Source organism: Staphylococcus sp. Ze2 (assembly GCF_048568365.1).
Classification (GTDB): Bacteria; Bacillota; Bacilli; order Staphylococcales; family Staphylococcaceae; genus Staphylococcus; species Staphylococcus xylosus.
The window spans coordinates 1-20,451 of sequence record NZ_CP183486.1 but is presented as its reverse complement, the minus strand read 5'-3'; the positions used below and the strand labels follow the sequence as shown (position 1 = coordinate 20,451).

General features: G+C 42.1%; 8 protein-coding genes, 1 tRNA gene, 6 rRNA genes and 1 other RNA gene. All 16 read left to right on the top strand.

Features of this window, described 5'->3' with window-relative positions:
* The 16 genes from ACM591_RS00080 to rrf (ACM591_RS00005) all read left to right on the top strand — a co-directional run bounded on the left by ACM591_RS00080 (position 1) and on the right by rrf (ACM591_RS00005) (position 20,448).
* Complete coding sequence (locus ACM591_RS00080; RefSeq protein WP_029376835.1) at positions 1-1,464, top strand: glutamate synthase subunit beta; 1,464 nt, start codon at positions 1-3, stop codon at positions 1,462-1,464.
* A 56-nt stretch (positions 1,465-1,520) separates the two neighbouring features.
* Positions 1,521-1,613, top strand: a tRNA-Ser gene (locus ACM591_RS00075).
* A gap of 355 nt (positions 1,614-1,968) precedes the next feature.
* Positions 1,969-3,396, top strand: a complete 1,428-nt coding sequence (gene treP / locus ACM591_RS00070; protein WP_029376834.1) for a PTS system trehalose-specific EIIBC component — start codon at positions 1,969-1,971, stop codon at positions 3,394-3,396.
* 86 nt (positions 3,397-3,482) lie between these two features.
* On the top strand, positions 3,483-5,117 hold the full coding sequence (gene treC / locus ACM591_RS00065; protein WP_029376833.1) for an alpha,alpha-phosphotrehalase: 1,635 nt from the start codon (positions 3,483-3,485) through the stop codon (positions 5,115-5,117).
* Between the two features lie 28 nt (positions 5,118-5,145).
* A complete protein-coding gene (gene treR, locus ACM591_RS00060; protein WP_029376832.1) occupies positions 5,146-5,871 on the top strand; it encodes a trehalose operon repressor in 726 nt (241 codons plus the stop codon).
* Positions 5,872-5,978: 107 nt separating this feature from the next.
* Positions 5,979-6,248: signal recognition particle sRNA large type (gene ffs / locus ACM591_RS00055), an RNA gene on the top strand.
* Positions 6,249-6,440: 192 nt separating this feature from the next.
* The gene (locus tag ACM591_RS00050) at positions 6,441-6,971 is read left to right on the top strand and encodes a GNAT family N-acetyltransferase (RefSeq protein WP_186335401.1); all 531 of its coding nucleotides are present in this window, start codon (positions 6,441-6,443) and stop codon (positions 6,969-6,971) included.
* Between the two features lie 59 nt (positions 6,972-7,030).
* The gene (gene dnaX / locus ACM591_RS00045; protein ID WP_029376830.1) at positions 7,031-8,749 is read left to right on the top strand and encodes a DNA polymerase III subunit gamma/tau; all 1,719 of its coding nucleotides are present in this window, start codon (positions 7,031-7,033) and stop codon (positions 8,747-8,749) included.
* Between the two features lie 88 nt (positions 8,750-8,837).
* Complete coding sequence (locus ACM591_RS00040) at positions 8,838-9,155, top strand: YbaB/EbfC family nucleoid-associated protein (protein WP_002484224.1); 318 nt, start codon at positions 8,838-8,840, stop codon at positions 9,153-9,155.
* Between the two features lie 4 nt (positions 9,156-9,159).
* A complete protein-coding gene (recR, locus tag ACM591_RS00035; RefSeq protein ID WP_017723276.1) occupies positions 9,160-9,756 on the top strand; it encodes a recombination mediator RecR in 597 nt (198 codons plus the stop codon).
* Between the two features lie 528 nt (positions 9,757-10,284).
* Positions 10,285-11,837 (top strand): 16S ribosomal RNA (locus ACM591_RS00030).
* Between the two features lie 288 nt (positions 11,838-12,125).
* Positions 12,126-15,048 (top strand): 23S ribosomal RNA (locus ACM591_RS00025).
* A 79-nt stretch (positions 15,049-15,127) separates the two neighbouring features.
* Positions 15,128-15,242 (top strand): 5S ribosomal RNA (rrf, locus tag ACM591_RS00020).
* Positions 15,243-15,490: 248 nt separating this feature from the next.
* Positions 15,491-17,043 (top strand): 16S ribosomal RNA (locus ACM591_RS00015).
* Positions 17,044-17,331: 288 nt separating this feature from the next.
* Positions 17,332-20,254 (top strand): 23S ribosomal RNA (locus ACM591_RS00010).
* 79 nt (positions 20,255-20,333) lie between these two features.
* Positions 20,334-20,448: ribosomal RNA gene (gene rrf / locus ACM591_RS00005) — 5S ribosomal RNA — on the top strand.
* Together the 16S, 23S and 5S rRNA genes form the textbook arrangement of a ribosomal RNA operon.
* Positions 20,449-20,451: the final 3 nt, after the last annotated feature.

Sequence of the window (20,451 nt, the reverse complement as noted above, 5' to 3'; positions counted from 1 at the left end):
ATGGGCGAATTCAAAGGATTTATGAATTATGACAAACAACAATTACACGAGTTGTCTTTGGTTGATCGTTTGAAGAGTCACGATGCTTTTCAACAAAGATTTACGAAAGACGAAGCGGCACAACAAGGCGCTCGTTGTATGGATTGCGGTACACCATTCTGTCAAACAGGAGAACCATTTGGTAGAGAAACCATTGGTTGTCCTATAGGTAATTATATTCCAGAATGGAACGACCTTGTTTATAGACAAGATTTCAAAACTGCCTATGAACGATTGAACGAAACGAATAATTTCCCTGAATTTACAGGGCGTGTTTGTCCAGCACCTTGTGAGCAATCTTGTGTTATGAAGATTAATCGTGAATCAGTTGCTATTAAAGGAATTGAAAGAACCATTATAGATGAAGCTTTTGAAAATGGTTGGGTAAAGCCGACGGTACCAGAGCATCGTAAAGATGAATCAGTGGCTATAGTCGGCAGTGGCCCAGCTGGTTTAACTGCTGCGGATGAACTAAATAAATTAGGATACAACGTAACAGTATACGAGCGTGCACACGAAGCTGGTGGTTTGTTGATGTATGGTATACCTAATATGAAATTAGATAAAGATGTAGTACGTCGCCGAATAAAAGTAATGGAAGAATCTGGTATACATTTTGAAACGGATACAGAAATTGGCGTGGATATTAGCAAAGAAACGCTTAATGAGCAATATGATGCAATTATTTTATGTACCGGTTCACAAAATGCAAGAGATTTACCTTTAGAAGGGCGTATGGGATCAGGCATTCACTTTGCGATGGATTATTTAACAGAACAAGGACAATATTTAAATGGTGAAATCGAAGAACCATCTATTTCTGCTGAAGGTAAAAATGTGGTCGTAATCGGGGCAGGAGATACAGGGGCAGACTGTGTCGCTACTGCATTGCGTGAGGATTGTAAATCAATCGTACAATTTAATAAATACACAAAACAACCAGAAGAAATTGAATTTGATGAGAACACGTATTGGCCGTTGGCAATGCCTGTGTTTAAAATGGATTATGCGCATAAGGAATATCAATCACGTTTTGGTTTTGAGCCGCGTGCTTATGGTGTGCAAACAATGCGCTATGATGTGGATAGAATTGGTAATGTCAAAGGTGTCTATACACAAATTCTCGAAGAAACTGATGAAGGTATGGTAGTTGTAGATGGTACTGAGCGTCATTGGCCAGCGGATTTAGTACTGCTGTCAATTGGCTTTGTAGGTACTGAAACAACGGTCCCACATGCCTTTGATATTCAAACAGAACGCAATAAAATTGTAGCTGATAATAAAGATTTTAGAACAAACCAACCACACATATTCGCTGCAGGCGATGCCAGAAGAGGGCAAAGCTTAGTTGTATGGGCGATACAAGAGGGTAGAGCGGTAGCAGATTCTGTAGATTCTTATTTAAAGGAAAAAACATTAGTGTAACTTTGTAATTTCGATTGACTTTTACAAATGGCTATAATATGATGAGTACTGTGTTTGGAGGAATACCCAAGTTCGGCTGAAGGGATCGGTCTTGAAAACCGACAGGGGCTTAACGGCTCGCGGGGGTTCGAATCCCTCTTCCTCCGCCATTATATTTTTAAAACCAAGACTAATGAATAGATGAGGCAAGTATTCAATCTCGTATTGAATACTTGTCTTTTTTTGATGTGCTTTTTACAAATGGCTATATTATATATAGTAAGGTGTTTAGAGAATTGTACTTATCAGTGTTTGCTAAATAAATATGGTATTTTGTTTAAGAAAAATAGTTGTTGGTTCTATGAACATCGTTAGATTGCTGCTTCTCAATTTTAATAATGCAGTTTGTTATAGGTGTAGGTGATGAGGTGAAGGTTTTGCGTTATTATTATGAAAGCCTTTACAAAACTTGTCTAGACAAGTTATAATTTCTATAATGTTAAAAGTATAAGGGAGTGGATCATCATGGCCGTTAAAAAGAAAGATGTGCAAGATATAGTCGAAGCTGTTGGGGGCAAAGATAATTTGGACACGGCAACGCACTGTGTTACACGTTTGAGACTTGTCTTGAAAGACGATGATAAAGTGGACAAAGACCGATTGAGTGAAAACGATTTAGTCAAAGGCCAGTTCAAAGCGGATAACCAATATCAAATCGTTATTGGACCGGGGACGGTAGATGAAGTCTATAAGCAACTGATAGCAGAAACAGGGATTAGTGAATCATCTAAAGATGACGCTAAGGCGGCGGCAGCTAAGAAGGGCAATCCTATTCAAAGATTGATTAAATTACTTGGGGATATATTTATACCAATCTTGCCAGCTATCGTAACTGCTGGTTTGCTTATGGGAATTAATAACTTGCTCACAATGGAAGATTTATTTGGACCAAAGCCACTTGTTGAACAATTTCCGCAATTAGGCGATATTTCAAACATTATTAACGTTATCGCTAGTACAGCTTTCATATTCTTACCGGCATTGATTGGTTGGAGTAGTATGCGTGTATTCGGAGGAAGTCAAATACTTGGTTTAGTGTTAGGTTTGATTTTGATGAATCCACAGCTTGTTTCGCAGTATGACATTGCAAAAGGTAATATTCCGACGTGGGACATTTTTGGTTTAGAAATTAAGCAACTGAATTATCAAGGGCAAGTGCTACCGATTTTGCTTGCAGCATATGTTTTAGCTCAAATTGAAAAATTCTTAAATAAACATGTTCATGATTCAATTAAAATGTTAGTCGTTGGCCCAATTGCATTACTAATAACAGGTTTCTTAGCATTTATTGTTATTGGTCCTGTAGCGTTATGGCTAGGTACCGGTATAACAAATGGTGTAACGTTTATCTTTGAGCATGCTGGTTGGTTAGGCGGCGCTATTTATGGTTTATTATACGCACCGCTTGTTATTACTGGATTGCATCATATGTTCTTGGCTGTTGATTTCCAACTTATGGGTAGTGAACTTGGGGGAACATACTTATGGCCGATTTTGGCGATATCTAATATTTGTCAGGGGTCAGCCGCATTCGGTGCTTGGTTCGTCTATAGAAGACGTAAAATGGGCAAAGAACAAGGTTTGGCAATGACTTCTGGTGTTTCAGGTTTCTTAGGAGTGACGGAACCAGCATTGTTTGGTGTCAATTTACCATTGAAATACCCATTTATTGCAGCGATATCGACGTCTTGTGTGTTAGGAGCGATCATTGGTGCGACGCGCGTACTTGGTAGTGTTGGCGTCGGTGGTGTTCCTGCTTTCATCTCAATTAAAAGCGAGTACTGGGGCATCTATCTTGTGTGTAGCTTATTGGCGATCGTGGTTCCGGCAATTCTAACGGTATTCTTGTCAAAATTCAGTAAAGATAAAGCGAAAGAAATGGTAGAAGAATAAGCGTTCTAGAGCAATACAACTAAACTCGCTAAAAAGCATTAGCGAGTTTTTCTTCTTTAAATAATTTGAGTAAAGGTGGTAATTCCATGAGTCAAAGTGATTGGAGAAAGTCAGTAGTTTATCAAATATATCCGAAATCATTTAATGATACGACAGGTAATGGTGAAGGTGATTTGCAAGGGATTATCGAAAAATTAGATTACTTACAGTATTTAGGTGTAGACTACATTTGGTTGACGCCAGTGTATGAATCTCCGATGAATGATAATGGTTATGATATTAGTGATTACTATAAAATAAATGAGAAATTTGGCACAATTGAAGATTTAAAAATACTAGTTGCTGAAGCTCACAAACGTGATTTAAAGATAATGATGGATATCGTTATAAATCATACATCTACAGAACATGAATGGTTTAAACAAGCGTACGCTGATAGCGATAGTGAGTATAGAGATTACTATTTCTTTAAGAGGTCATCTGATGCGCAACCACCGACAAATTGGGAATCTAAATTTGGAGGGAATGCTTGGAAATACGATGAAAAGACAGATGCATATTATTTACATTTGTTTGATGTGACGCAAGCGGATTTAAATTGGGATAATCCAAAAGTAAGATGCGCGTTATATGACATTATCAATTATTGGATAGATTTCGGTATAGATGGCTTCCGTTTTGATGTTATTAACTTAATTTCAAAAGGTGAATTTAAAAATTCTGAGAAGATTGGGAAAGAATTCTATACAGATGGTCCACGTGTACATGAATATTTACATGAAATGAATGAGCGTACTTTTGGTGGTAAAGACTTAATGACTGTGGGTGAGATGTCTTCGACAACAATTGATCATTGTATAAAATATACGGCGCCTGAACGCCAAGAATTGAGCAGTGTTTTCAATTTCCATCATCTTAAAGTGGATTATGTCAACGGCGAAAAATGGTCGAATGCTAAATTAGACTTTCATAAATTAAAAGATATACTAATGGAATGGCAACAGGGCATTTATGAAGGTGGCGGTTGGAATGCGATTTTTTGGTGCAATCATGATCAACCACGTGTTGTTTCGCGTTTTGGAAATGATACTAATGAAACGTTGCGTAAACAAAGCGCTAAGATGTTGGCGACTGTATTGCACATGATGCAAGGCACGCCGTATATATATCAAGGGGAAGAAATAGGTATGACAGACCCTGGTTTTGCTAGTATTGATCAATACAGAGATATAGAATCGTTAAACGCTTATAGTAATATGAAGCGTGCTGGTTATGATGAAGATGAAATACTAACGATATTAGGTCAAAAATCTAGAGATAATTCACGAACGCCAGTGCAGTGGACGAGCGAGAAAAACGCAGGATTTACTACAGGGACTCCTTGGATAGATATCCCGGATAATTTTGATCAAATCAATGTTGAAGCTGCCATTGAAGATGGTCAATCTATTTTGCATACTTATAGAGATTTAATACGCTTACGTCATGAATACGATATTGTAACTTATGGTAGTATAGAACCGTTGTATATGGAACATGATGAACTATTTATATATAAACGACATTATAAAGATGAAACTTGGTTAGTGGTGGCTAACTTTTCAAAAGAACGTATTACTATACCGGAGGACTTAGATGTGGAAGGTCGAGTGATGATACAACATGGTAATATATCGGATGGGATGATAGATGGCTTTGGTGCAATAGTTGTATCACAATAATTTATAAAAGGATAGTGAGTGAGCGCATATGACACAAAAAAAGTTTATTACAATATATGAAACTTTACGAGCAGACATCATCGAATCGCGCATATCTTATGGTACGCAATTACCGTCAGAATATGAACTGGTAGAAACTTATGATGCGTCACGTGAAACTGTCCGTAAAGCATTGAATTTATTAGTGAGAGATGGCATGATACAAAAAATTCGTGGTAAAGGTTCGGTTGTAATATATCAAGGGCTAACAGAATTTCCATTTGCAGATTTAACGAGCTTTCGAGAAGTACAACAAGGATTAGGATTACAACATGAAACTGAAGTGAAAGTTTTAGAACGAATATCTGCAGGAGATGTACCAAGAGTGAAGGAAGCTTTAAATATTACCCAAAGTACAGTGCTGTGGCATGTCATTCGCACTAGAAAAATTAATGACAAAGTAAAAATAATCGATGAAGATTATTTAATAGAAGCAATTGTTCCAGGTTTGACGTTGGATATTGTAAAAACGTCTCTATATGCATATGTAGAGAATGTGCTAGGGTTAGATATTAGTTATTCTAATAAATCAATAACATTTGAAGCATTCGGTGACTTAGAGTATGAGATGTTTGGTGATGTGGCACCGCCTTATACAGCTACTGTACGAGGGATTGTACACCTTAAAGATACTACACAATTCCAATATAATATTTCTAGGCATTTAGCTACAGAGTTTAAATTTAAAGATTTCTCAAGACGACACAAAGTATAATGTTTATTTATGAGATGACTGTTTTGTGAATGTTTCTAACAATCTATTTGTTAAATAAAAAGCTAATGCTTGCATTCAGATAGAAGAATATAGTATGATATATTTTGCCGTGCTAGGTGGGGAGGTAGCGGTTCCCTGTACTCGAAATCCGCTTTACGCGAGACTGAATTCCTTTGCTAAGGGTACGTTTTTGTGAAGTCTGCCCAAAGCACGTAGTGTTTGAAGATCTCGGTCCTATGCAATATGAACCCACGAACCATGTCAGGTCCTGACGGAAGCAGCATTAAGTGGATCATCGTATGTGCCGTAGGGTTGCCGAGATTTAGCTGTCGACTTTGGTTACGTTTATGATACGTACTCAAAGCGAAGGTGCACGGTTTTAATTTTTTTAAAACAATTAAATTCAAATATACATATATAAAGAGTGACTTCTTTTGATAGCGGTCGCTCTTTTTTTATATTAAAATATAAGCAATGATTTAATGTTGTTTTAGTATCCGTACAAATGGAATGAGCTAACTAATGTTATAATGTTTAAAAATAAAACTAAACGTTTTGAGGGGATAGCCATGCAAATTTATTTAAGTACTTTAACTGAAAATGATTACGATACAAGTTTAGACGCTATTGAAGCGGCTTTTTCAGATGTGGCAGAATCAAATCATGATGAACAAGAATTAGTGAAGAAGTTGAGGGAATCACCTGAATATAATTATGAACTAGAGGTTGTAGCTAAAAATGATGACGGTGAAGTCATAGGTCATATCATGTTATCTGAAATTACAATTGTAAATGGAGACAACCGTTATATTGCTTTAGCATTAGCCCCATTATCTGTATTAGCGGATTACAGAGGGAAAGGTATAGGTAAAGCGCTGATTCAAGCTGTTGAAGAACGGGCTAAAGCCCAAGACTATAGTACGATCATTGTATTGGGAGCCCCTTCGTATTATGGTAAGTTTGGTTACGAAGAGGCGCAAGATTTTGAAATTTCTAGTCCGTTTGATGTGCCGTCGAAATTCTTTATGGTTAAATTTTTATGGGATCAATTACTTGAACAACCAAAAGGTGATGTAATTTATTCTGAAGCTTTTAACTAATATTCAAAGTGGAAAATACAATGCTATAATGATTGATGAATGTAATTGGAGGTGCGAAAGTGAATTATCAAGCTTTATATAGAATGTTCCGACCGCAAAGTTTTGATGATGTCGTAGGACAGGAACATGTTACCAAAACACTGCGCAATGCGATTTCAAAAAGTAAACAATCTCATGCTTATATATTTAGCGGACCGAGGGGTACTGGGAAAACAAGTATCGCCAAAGTGTTTGCCAAAGCTATTAATTGTCTTGAGCGTGCAGACGGAGAACCTTGTAATGAATGTGCAATCTGTAAAGGTATCACTCGTGGCACAAACTCAGATGTTATTGAAATTGATGCAGCTAGTAATAATGGTGTAGATGAAATTAGAAACATTAGAGATAAAGTTAAATATGCACCTAGTGAATCGAAATTTAAAGTTTATATCATAGATGAGGTGCACATGCTAACGACTGGTGCGTTTAATGCATTGCTTAAAACGTTGGAAGAACCACCAGCACATGCGATTTTTATATTAGCGACAACAGAACCTCACAAAATCCCTCCTACAATTATCTCTAGGTCGCAGAGATTTGATTTTAAAGCGATTAGTCAAAGTGAAATTGTTGAGAGATTAAAATTTGTAGCAGAAGAGCAACAAATTGATTATGATGAAGCGGCGTTAGATTTTATAGCGAAAGCTTCAGAAGGCGGTATGCGTGATGCGCTAAGTATTATGGACCAGGCCATTGCTTTTGGTGATGAGCACTTAACCTTAGAAGATGCTTTGAATGTTACGGGTAGTGTAGATGCGAAAGCGTTAGATAATTTGTTCAGAGAGGTTGTTCAAGGGGATGTAAGAAGTGCCTTTGCAACTTACCATAAATTCGTATCTCAAGGTAAAGAAGTAAATCGATTAATTAATGATATGATTTATTTTGTTAGAGATACGATTATGAATAAAACTTCTAATGTAGAAACTGAATATGATGCATTAATACATTTTGAGTTAGATATACTATACAAAATGATAGATATTATTAACGATACACTTGTATCAATTCGTTTCAGCGTGAATCAAAGCGTACATTTTGAAGTGCTATTAGTAAAATTAGCTGAAATGATTAAAGAAACACCTGAACACGTTCAAACAGTCGCTACAACAGGCATTGCAACAGAGCCTAATAATGATGTATTGCTACAAAGAATGGAACAACTTGAAAATGAGCTTAAATCAATTAAAGCAAATGGTGTGGCGACAGGTACACCAACACCACAACAAACAAAACGCACTTCTAGTAAAGGTGGACAATCTAAAAACGCCTTTTCAATGCAACAAATTGCCAAAGTTTTGGATAAAGCAAATAAAGATGATATCAAACAATTAAAGAATCATTGGCAAGAAGTTGTCGATCATGCTAAAAATAATGATATGAAATCTCTAGTTAGCTTGTTACAAAATTCTGAACCGGTTGCGGCTAGTGAGACTCATGTGCTTATCAAGTTTGAAGAAGAAATTCATTGTGAAATTGTTAATAAAGATGATGAAAAACGAGAGAATATCGAAAATGTCGTTTGTAGTATTATAGATAAAACAGTTAAAGTGGTTGGTGTTCCAGCAGACCAATGGATGAGAGTGAGAACAGAATATCTTCAAAATAGAAAAACTGGCTCGACAACAGACGGGGAAAACGACGAACAAACTAAGGCTCAAACATCTGAGGAAGTAGATGTTGTTCAAAAGGCAAAAGACTTATTCGGTGAAAGCACTGTAAATGTTATAGATGAAGAGTGATACATGACAATGTTTAAAAAGGCATGTATAATGAGACAAAAGATAAATCACAATAAAGTGATATAAAAGTTTTAAGGAGGATATAATTATGCGCGGTGGCGGAAATATGCAACAAATGATGAAACAAATGCAAAAAATGCAAAAGAAAATGGGCGAAGAACAAGAGAAGCTTAAAGAAGAAAAAGTGCAAGGTACAGCTGGTGGCGGCATGGTAACTGTAACGGTATCAGGTCATAAAGAAGTACTAGATGTAGAAATTAAAGAAGAAGCAGTAGATCCAGATGATATTGAAATGTTACAAGACTTAGTGATTGCTGCTACAAATGAAGCGATGAATAAAGCAGATGAACTTACACAAGAACGTTTAGGTAAGCACACGCAAGGCTTAAACATTCCTGGAATGTGATCGCATGCACTATCCTGAACCAATTTCAAAACTTATTGACAGTTTCATGAAACTGCCAGGCATTGGACCTAAAACGGCTCAACGTCTGGCGTTTCATGTATTAGATATGAAAGAGGACGACGTTGTTCAATTTGCCAAATCACTTGTAGATGTTAAAAGAGAACTAACTTATTGCAGTGTATGCGGGCATATCACGGAACAAGACCCATGTTATATTTGCCAAGATAAGCAAAGAGATCGCTCTGTCATCTGTGTAGTAGAAGATGACAAAGATGTTATTGCAATGGAAAAGATGCGTGAATACAAAGGGCTGTATCATGTATTGCATGGTTCTATATCACCTATGGACGGTATTGGACCTGAAGATATTAATATACCTAGCTTGATTGATCGCTTGAAAGATGAAGAAGTTAAAGAGTTGATACTGGCGATGAATCCTAATTTAGAGGGAGAGTCGACGGCTATGTATATCTCAAGGCTAGTAAAACCAATCGGTGTTACAGTAACGAGATTAGCACAAGGTCTTTCTGTAGGTGGAGATTTAGAGTACGCAGATGAAGTTACATTATCTAAAGCTATAATGGGTAGAACAGAGATGTAACAATGCATTAAGCGCATAGTAAATAGAGTTTAAGGCTATTCCTTTTTGGGATAGCCTTATTTTTATAAATAAAGTTAAGAAAATGTAAAATAAAATAAAGTATGTTTATAGAGGGTTTTCTATAGGTATTAGTAGTTTGTTAGCAGTTAAAATAGCTAAAAAAAGGACTTTAATTACAAATGAAGCATTAAAGTTTGGTTTTTGCTTATAAACCTAGATTTCAAAATAGAATAAGTGTAAATTTTACCGTTGTTAAAAGGTTTTTATGCGTGTATAGTATTTACTTGTCGGACGAAACAAAACGACAAACATACAAACGAAACACAAAAAAACAATTTCAAAAAACTTCTTGACTTTCCGAGTTAAAGAGAGTAAAATTGTTTCTTGTGATTGAAGAAATGAACATTGAAAACTGAATTGCAATATGTCAACGTTAATTCCGAACACAACATTAAATTGTTGGTTCAAAACAAGTGTTAGAGATAACACAAATTAGTATTTTATGAGCTAATCAAACATCATAATTCATTTATGGAGAGTTTGATCCTGGCTCAGGATGAACGCTGGCGGCGTGCCTAATACATGCAAGTCGAGCGAACAGATAAGGAGCTTGCTCCTTTGAAGTTAGCGGCGGACGGGTGAGTAACACGTGGGTAACCTACCTATAAGACTGGGATAACTTCGGGAAACCGGAGCTAATACCGGATAACATTTAGAACCGCATGGTTCTAAAGTGAAAGATGGTTTTGCTATCACTTATAGATGGACCCGCGCCGTATTAGCTAGTTGGTAAGGTAACGGCTTACCAAGGCGACGATACGTAGCCGACCTGAGAGGGTGATCGGCCACACTGGAACTGAGACACGGTCCAGACTCCTACGGGAGGCAGCAGTAGGGAATCTTCCGCAATGGGCGAAAGCCTGACGGAGCAACGCCGCGTGAGTGATGAAGGGTTTCGGCTCGTAAAACTCTGTTATTAGGGAAGAACAAATGTGTAAGTAACTGTGCACATCTTGACGGTACCTAATCAGAAAGCCACGGCTAACTACGTGCCAGCAGCCGCGGTAATACGTAGGTGGCAAGCGTTATCCGGAATTATTGGGCGTAAAGTGCGCGTAGGCGGTTTCTTAAGTCTGATGTGAAAGCCCACGGCTCAACCGTGGAGGGTCATTGGAAACTGGGAAACTTGAGTGCAGAAGAGGAAAGTGGAATTCCATGTGTAGCGGTGAAATGCGCAGAGATATGGAGGAACACCAGTGGCGAAGGCGACTTTCTGGTCTGTAACTGACGCTGATGTGCGAAAGCGTGGGGATCAAACAGGATTAGATACCCTGGTAGTCCACGCCGTAAACGATGAGTGCTAAGTGTTAGGGGGTTTCCGCCCCTTAGTGCTGCAGCTAACGCATTAAGCACTCCGCCTGGGGAGTACGACCGCAAGGTTGAAACTCAAAGGAATTGACGGGGACCCGCACAAGCGGTGGAGCATGTGGTTTAATTCGAAGCAACGCGAAGAACCTTACCAAATCTTGACATCCTTTGAAAACTCTAGAGATAGAGCTTTCCCCTTCGGGGGACAAAGTGACAGGTGGTGCATGGTTGTCGTCAGCTCGTGTCGTGAGATGTTGGGTTAAGTCCCGCAACGAGCGCAACCCTTAAGCTTAGTTGCCATCATTAAGTTGGGCACTCTAGGTTGACTGCCGGTGACAAACCGGAGGAAGGTGGGGATGACGTCAAATCATCATGCCCCTTATGATTTGGGCTACACACGTGCTACAATGGACAATACAAAGGGCAGCTAAACCGCGAGGTCATGCAAATCCCATAAAGTTGTTCTCAGTTCGGATTGTAGTCTGCAACTCGACTACATGAAGCTGGAATCGCTAGTAATCGTAGATCAGCATGCTACGGTGAATACGTTCCCGGGTCTTGTACACACCGCCCGTCACACCACGAGAGTTTGTAACACCCGAAGCCGGTGGAGTAACCATTTATGGAGCTAGCCGTCGAAGGTGGGACAAATGATTGGGGTGAAGTCGTAACAAGGTAGCCGTATCGGAAGGTGCGGCTGGATCACCTCCTTTCTAAGGATATATTCGGAAACATCTTCTTACGAAGATGAAATAGGAATAACATTGACATATTGTATTCAGTTTTGAGTGCTCATTAGAGTATTCATTGCATTGTTTTGTACATTGAAAACTAGATAAGTAAGTAAAATTTATGATTTTACCAAGCAAAACCGAGTGAATTAGAGTTTTTTAACAAGCTTTGAATTCAAAAAGAAATAATCGCTAGTGTTCGAAAGAACACTCACAGATTAATAACATTTTGGGTTTTCAACCGACTTGTTCGTGTTGAAAGTCAAAAAAGATTAAGTTATTAAGGGCGCACGGTGGATGCCTTGGCACTAGAAGCCGATGAAGGACGTTACTAACGACGATATGCTTTGGGGAGCTGTAAGTAAGCTTTGATCCAGAGATTTCCGAATGGGGAAACCCAGCATGAGTTATGTCATGTTATCGATATGTGAATACATAGCATATCTGAAGGTAGACGCGGAGAACTGAAACATCTTAGTACCCGCAGGAAGAGAAAGAAAAATCGATTCCCTGAGTAGCGGCGAGCGAAACGGGAAGAGCCCAAACCAACGAGCTTGCTTGTTGGGGTTGTAGGACACTCTATACGGAGTTACAAAAGAATAAACTAGACGAATCATCTGGAAAGATGAATCAAAGAAGGTAATAATCCTGTAGTCGAAAGTTTATTCACTCTTGAGTGGATCCTGAGTACGACGGAACACGAGAAATTCCGTCGGAATCCGGGAGGACCATCTCCCAAGGCTAAATACTCTCTAGTGACCGATAGTGAACCAGTACCGTGAGGGAAAGGTGAAAAGTACCCCGGAAGGGGAGTGAAATAGAACTTGAAACCGTGTGCTTACAAGTAGTCAGAGCCCGTTAATGGGTGATGGCGTGCCTTTTGTAGAATGAACCGGCGAGTTACGATTTGATGCAAGGTTAAGCAGTGAATGTGGAGCCGTAGCGAAAGCGAGTCTGAATAGGGCGTTGAGTATTTGGTCGTAGACCCGAAACCAGGTGATCTACCCATGACCAGGTTGAAGTTCAGGTAACACTGAATGGAGGACCGAACCGACTTACGTTGAAAAGTGAGCGGATGAGTTGTGGGTAGCGGAGAAATTCCAATCGAACCTGGAGATAGCTGGTTCTCTCCGAAATAGCTTTAGGGCTAGCCTCAAGTGATGATTATTGGAGGTAGAGCACTGTTTGGACGAGGGGCCCTTATCGGGTTACCGAATTCAGACAAACTCCGAATGCCAATCAATTTAACTTGGGAGTTAGAACGCGGGTGATAAGGTCCGTGTTCGAAAGGGAAACAGCCCAGACCACCAGCTAAGGTCCCAAAATATATGTTAAGTGGAAAAGGATGTGGCGTTGCCCAGACAACTAGGATGTTGGCTTAGAAGCAGCCATCATTTAAAGAGTGCGTAATAGCTCACTAGTCGAGTGACACTGCGCCGAAAATGTACCGGGGCTAAACATATTACCGAAGCTGTGGATTGTCCGTAAGGACAATGGTAGGAGAGCGTTCTAAGGGCGTTGAAGCATGATCGCAAGGACATGTGGAGCGCTTAGAAGTGAGAATGCCGGTGTGAGTAGCGAAAGACGGGTGAGAATCCCGTCCACCGATTGACTAAGGTTTCCAGAGGAAGGCTCGTCCGCTCTGGGTTAGTCGGGTCCTAAGCTGAGGCCGATAGGCGTAGGCGATGGATAACAGGTTGATATTCCTGTACCACCATAATTCGTTTTAAGCGATGGGGGGACGCAGTAGGATAGGCGAAGCGTACTATTGGATTGTACGTCCAAGCAGTAAGACTGAGTGTTAGGCAAATCCGGCACTCTTAAGGTCAAGCTGTGATGGGGAGAGGAAATTGTTTCCTCGAGTCGTTGATTTCACACTGCCAAGAAAAGCCTCTAGCTAGAATTGTGGTGCCCGTACCGCAAACCGACACAGGTAGTCAAGATGAGAATTCTAAGGTGAGCGAGCGAACTCTCGTTAAGGAACTCGGCAAAATGACCCCGTAACTTCGGGAGAAGGGGTGCTCTTTAGGGTTAACGCCCAGGAGAGCCGCAGTGAATAGGCCCAAGCGACTGTTTATCAAAAACACAGGTCTCTGCTAAACCGTAAGGTGATGTATAGGGGCTGACGCCTGCCCGGTGCTGGAAGGTTAAGAGGAGTGGTTAGCTTCTGCGAAGCTACGAATCGAAGCCCCAGTAAACGGCGGCCGTAACTATAACGGTCCTAAGGTAGCGAAATTCCTTGTCGGGTAAGTTCCGACCCGCACGAAAGGCGTAACGATTTGGGCACTGTCTCAACGAGAGACTCGGTGAAATCATAGTACCTGTGAAGATGCAGGTTACCCGCGACAGGACGGAAAGACCCCGTGGAGCTTTACTGTAGTCTGATATTGAAATTCGGCACAGCTTGTACAGGATAGGTAGGAGCCTGAGATGCGTGAGCGCTAGCTTACGTGGAGGCGTTGGTGGGATACTACCCTCGCTGTGTTGGATTTCTAACCCGCACCATTTATCATGGTGGGAGACAGTGTCAGATGGGCAGTTTGACTGGGGCGGTCGCCTCCTAAAGAGTAACGGAGGCGCTCAAAGGTTTCCTCAGAATGGTTGGAAATCATTCATAGAGTGTAAAGGCATAAGGAAGCTTGACTGCGAGACTTACAAGTCGAGCAGGGTCGAAAGACGGACTTAGTGATCCGGTGGTTCCGCATGGAAGGGCCATCGCTCAACGGATAAAAGCTACCCCGGGGATAACAGGCTTATCTCCCCCAAGAGTTCACATCGACGGGGAGGTTTGGCACCTCGATGTCGGCTCATCGCATCCTGGGGCTGTAGTCGGTCCCAAGGGTTGGGCTGTTCGCCCATTAAAGCGGTACGCGAGCTGGGTTCAGAACGTCGTGAGACAGTTCGGTCCCTATCCGTCGTGGGCGTAGGAAATTTGAGAGGAGCTGTCCTTAGTACGAGAGGACCGGGATGGACATACCTCTGGTGTACCAGTTGTCGTGCCAACGGCATCGCTGGGTAGCTATGTATGGACGGGATAAGTGCTGAAAGCATCTAAGCATGAAGCCCCCCTCAAGATGAGATTTCCCAACTTCGGTTATAAGATCCCTCAAAGATGATGAGGTTAATAGGTTCGAGGTGGAAGCATAGCGATATGTGGAGCTGACGAATACTAATCGATCGAAGACTTAATCAAATTTAAAATGTTTTGTTTTGGTTGAATCATATTTTACTTACTATCTAGTTTTGAATGTATAATTTCATACATTTCATTGTCTGGTGACAATGGCAAAGAGGTCACACCTGTTCCCATGCCGAACACAGAAGTTAAGCTCTTTAGCGCCGATGGTAGTCGGACTTACGTTCCGCAAGAGTAGGACGTTGCCAGGCAATTCCATATTGACCCTTGGGTCGTTTTTTTATGGAAGTTTTACCAAAAAAATAATTTTAAAAATCTTCTTGACTTTCTGAGTTAAAGAGAGTAAAATTGTTTCTTGTGATTGAAGAAATGAACATTGAAAACTGAATTGCAATATGTCAACGTTAATTCCGAACACAACATTAAATTGTTGGTTCAAAACAAGTGTTAGAGATAACACAAATTAGTATTTTATGAGCTAATCAAACATCATAATTCATTTATGGAGAGTTTGATCCTGGCTCAGGATGAACGCTGGCGGCGTGCCTAATACATGCAAGTCGAGCGAACAGATAAGGAGCTTGCTCCTTTGAAGTTAGCGGCGGACGGGTGAGTAACACGTGGGTAACCTACCTATAAGACTGGGATAACTTCGGGAAACCGGAGCTAATACCGGATAACATTTAGAACCGCATGGTTCTAAAGTGAAAGATGGTTTTGCTATCACTTATAGATGGACCCGCGCCGTATTAGCTAGTTGGTAAGGTAACGGCTTACCAAGGCGACGATACGTAGCCGACCTGAGAGGGTGATCGGCCACACTGGAACTGAGACACGGTCCAGACTCCTACGGGAGGCAGCAGTAGGGAATCTTCCGCAATGGGCGAAAGCCTGACGGAGCAACGCCGCGTGAGTGATGAAGGGTTTCGGCTCGTAAAACTCTGTTATTAGGGAAGAACAAATGTGTAAGTAACTGTGCACATCTTGACGGTACCTAATCAGAAAGCCACGGCTAACTACGTGCCAGCAGCCGCGGTAATACGTAGGTGGCAAGCGTTATCCGGAATTATTGGGCGTAAAGCGCGCGTAGGCGGTTTCTTAAGTCTGATGTGAAAGCCCACGGCTCAACCGTGGAGGGTCATTGGAAACTGGGAAACTTGAGTGCAGAAGAGGAAAGTGGAATTCCATGTGTAGCGGTGAAATGCGCAGAGATATGGAGGAACACCAGTGGCGAAGGCGACTTTCTGGTCTGTAACTGACGCTGATGTGCGAAAGCGTGGGGATCAAACAGGATTAGATACCCTGGTAGTCCACGCCGTAAACGATGAGTGCTAAGTGTTAGGGGGTTTCCGCCCCTTAGTGCTGCAGCTAACGCATTAAGCACTCCGCCTGGGGAGTACGACCGCAAGGTTGAAACTCAAAGGAATTGACGGGGACCCGCACAAGCGGTGGAGCATGTGGTTTAATTCGAAGCAACGCGAAGAACCTTACCAAATCTTGACATCCTTTGAAAACTCTAGAGATAGAGCTTTCCCCTTCGGGGGACAAAGTGACAGGTGGTGCATGGTTGTCGTCAGCTCGTGTCGTGAGATGTTGGGTTAAGTCCCGCAACGAGCGCAACCCTTAAGCTTAGTTGCCATCATTAAGTTGGGCACTCTAGGTTGACTGCCGGTGACAAACCGGAGGAAGGTGGGGATGACGTCAAATCATCATGCCCCTTATGATTTGGGCTACACACGTGCTACAATGGACAATACAAAGGGCAGCTAAACCGCGAGGTCATGCAAATCCCATAAAGTTGTTCTCAGTTCGGATTGTAGTCTGCAACTCGACTACATGAAGCTGGAATCGCTAGTAATCGTAGATCAGCATGCTACGGTGAATACGTTCCCGGGTCTTGTACACACCGCCCGTCACACCACGAGAGTTTGTAACACCCGAAGCCGGTGGAGTAACCATTTATGGAGCTAGCCGTCGAAGGTGGGACAAATGATTGGGGTGAAGTCGTAACAAGGTAGCCGTATCGGAAGGTGCGGCTGGATCACCTCCTTTCTAAGGATATATTCGGAAACATCTTCTTACGAAGATGAAATAGGAATAACATTGACATATTGTATTCAGTTTTGAGTGCTCATTAGAGTATTCATTGCATTGTTTTGTACATTGAAAACTAGATAAGTAAGTAAAATTTATGATTTTACCAAGCAAAACCGAGTGAATTAGAGTTTTTTAACAAGCTTTGAATTCAAAAAGAAATAATCGCTAGTGTTCGAAAGAACACTCACAGATTAATAACATTTTGGGTTTTCAACCGACTTGTTCGTGTTGAAAGTCAAAAAAGATTAAGTTATTAAGGGCGCACGGTGGATGCCTTGGCACTAGAAGCCGATGAAGGACGTTACTAACGACGATATGCTTTGGGGAGCTGTAAGTAAGCTTTGATCCAGAGATTTCCGAATGGGGAAACCCAGCATGAGTTATGTCATGTTATCGATATGTGAATACATAGCATATCTGAAGGTAGACGCGGAGAACTGAAACATCTTAGTACCCGCAGGAAGAGAAAGAAAAATCGATTCCCTGAGTAGCGGCGAGCGAAACGGGAAGAGCCCAAACCAACGAGCTTGCTTGTTGGGGTTGTAGGACACTCTATACGGAGTTACAAAAGAATAAACTAGACGAATCATCTGGAAAGATGAATCAAAGAAGGTAATAATCCTGTAGTCGAAAGTTTATTCACTCTTGAGTGGATCCTGAGTACGACGGAACACGAGAAATTCCGTCGGAATCCGGGAGGACCATCTCCCAAGGCTAAATACTCTCTAGTGACCGATAGTGAACCAGTACCGTGAGGGAAAGGTGAAAAGTACCCCGGAAGGGGAGTGAAATAGAACTTGAAACCGTGTGCTTACAAGTAGTCAGAGCCCGTTAATGGGTGATGGCGTGCCTTTTGTAGAATGAACCGGCGAGTTACGATTTGATGCAAGGTTAAGCAGTGAATGTGGAGCCGTAGCGAAAGCGAGTCTGAATAGGGCGTTGAGTATTTGGTCGTAGACCCGAAACCAGGTGATCTACCCATGACCAGGTTGAAGTTCAGGTAACACTGAATGGAGGACCGAACCGACTTACGTTGAAAAGTGAGCGGATGAGTTGTGGGTAGCGGAGAAATTCCAATCGAACCTGGAGATAGCTGGTTCTCTCCGAAATAGCTTTAGGGCTAGCCTCAAGTGATGATTATTGGAGGTAGAGCACTGTTTGGACGAGGGGCCCTTATCGGGTTACCGAATTCAGACAAACTCCGAATGCCAATCAATTTAACTTGGGAGTTAGAACGCGGGTGATAAGGTCCGTGTTCGAAAGGGAAACAGCCCAGACCACCAGCTAAGGTCCCAAAATATATGTTAAGTGGAAAAGGATGTGGCGTTGCCCAGACAACTAGGATGTTGGCTTAGAAGCAGCCATCATTTAAAGAGTGCGTAATAGCTCACTAGTCGAGTGACACTGCGCCGAAAATGTACCGGGGCTAAACATATTACCGAAGCTGTGGATTGTCCGTAAGGACAATGGTAGGAGAGCGTTCTAAGGGTGTTGAAGCATGATCGCAAGGACATGTGGAGCGCTTAGAAGTGAGAATGCCGGTGTGAGTAGCGAAAGACGGGTGAGAATCCCGTCCACCGATTGACTAAGGTTTCCAGAGGAAGGCTCGTCCGCTCTGGGTTAGTCGGGTCCTAAGCTGAGGCCGATAGGCGTAGGCGATGGATAACAGGTTGATATTCCTGTACCACCATAATTCGTTTTAAGCGATGGGGGGACGCAGTAGGATAGGCGAAGCGTACTATTGGATTGTACGTCCAAGCAGTAAGACTGAGTGTTAGGCAAATCCGGCACTCTTAAGGTCAAGCTGTGATGGGGAGAGGAAATTGTTTCCTCGAGTCGTTGATTTCACACTGCCAAGAAAAGCCTCTAGCTAGAATTGTGGTGCCCGTACCGCAAACCGACACAGGTAGTCAAGATGAGAATTCTAAGGTGAGCGAGCGAACTCTCGTTAAGGAACTCGGCAAAATGACCCCGTAACTTCGGGAGAAGGGGTGCTCTTTAGGGTTAACGCCCAGGAGAGCCGCAGTGAATAGGCCCAAGCGACTGTTTATCAAAAACACAGGTCTCTGCTAAACCGTAAGGTGATGTATAGGGGCTGACGCCTGCCCGGTGCTGGAAGGTTAAGAGGAGTGGTTAGCTTCTGCGAAGCTACGAATCGAAGCCCCAGTAAACGGCGGCCGTAACTATAACGGTCCTAAGGTAGCGAAATTCCTTGTCGGGTAAGTTCCGACCCGCACGAAAGGCGTAACGATTTGGGCACTGTCTCAACGAGAGACTCGGTGAAATCATAGTACCTGTGAAGATGCAGGTTACCCGCGACAGGACGGAAAGACCCCGTGGAGCTTTACTGTAGTCTGATATTGAAATTCGGCACAGCTTGTACAGGATAGGTAGGAGCCTGAGATGCGTGAGCGCTAGCTTACGTGGAGGCGTTGGTGGGATACTACCCTCGCTGTGTTGGATTTCTAACCCGCACCATTTATCATGGTGGGAGACAGTGTCAGATGGGCAGTTTGACTGGGGCGGTCGCCTCCTAAAGAGTAACGGAGGCGCTCAAAGGTTTCCTCAGAATGGTTGGAAATCATTCATAGAGTGTAAAGGCATAAGGAAGCTTGACTGCGAGACTTACAAGTCGAGCAGGGTCGAAAGACGGACTTAGTGATCCGGTGGTTCCGCATGGAAGGGCCATCGCTCAACGGATAAAAGCTACCCCGGGGATAACAGGCTTATCTCCCCCAAGAGTTCACATCGACGGGGAGGTTTGGCACCTCGATGTCGGCTCATCGCATCCTGGGGCTGTAGTCGGTCCCAAGGGTTGGGCTGTTCGCCCATTAAAGCGGTACGCGAGCTGGGTTCAGAACGTCGTGAGACAGTTCGGTCCCTATCCGTCGTGGGCGTAGGAAATTTGAGAGGAGCTGTCCTTAGTACGAGAGGACCGGGATGGACATACCTCTGGTGTACCAGTTGTCGTGCCAACGGCATCGCTGGGTAGCTATGTATGGACGGGATAAGTGCTGAAAGCATCTAAGCATGAAGCCCCCCTCAAGATGAGATTTCCCAACTTCGGTTATAAGATCCCTCAAAGATGATGAGGTTAATAGGTTCGAGGTGGAAGCATAGCGATATGTGGAGCTGACGAATACTAATCGATCGAAGACTTAATCAAATTTAAAATGTTTTGTTTTGGTTGAATCATATTTTACTTACTATCTAGTTTTGAATGTATAATTTCATACATTTCATTGTCTGGTGACAATGGCAAAGAGGTCACACCTGTTCCCATGCCGAACACAGAAGTTAAGCTCTTTAGCGCCGATGGTAGTCGGACTTACGTTCCGCAAGAGTAGGACGTTGCCAGGCAAT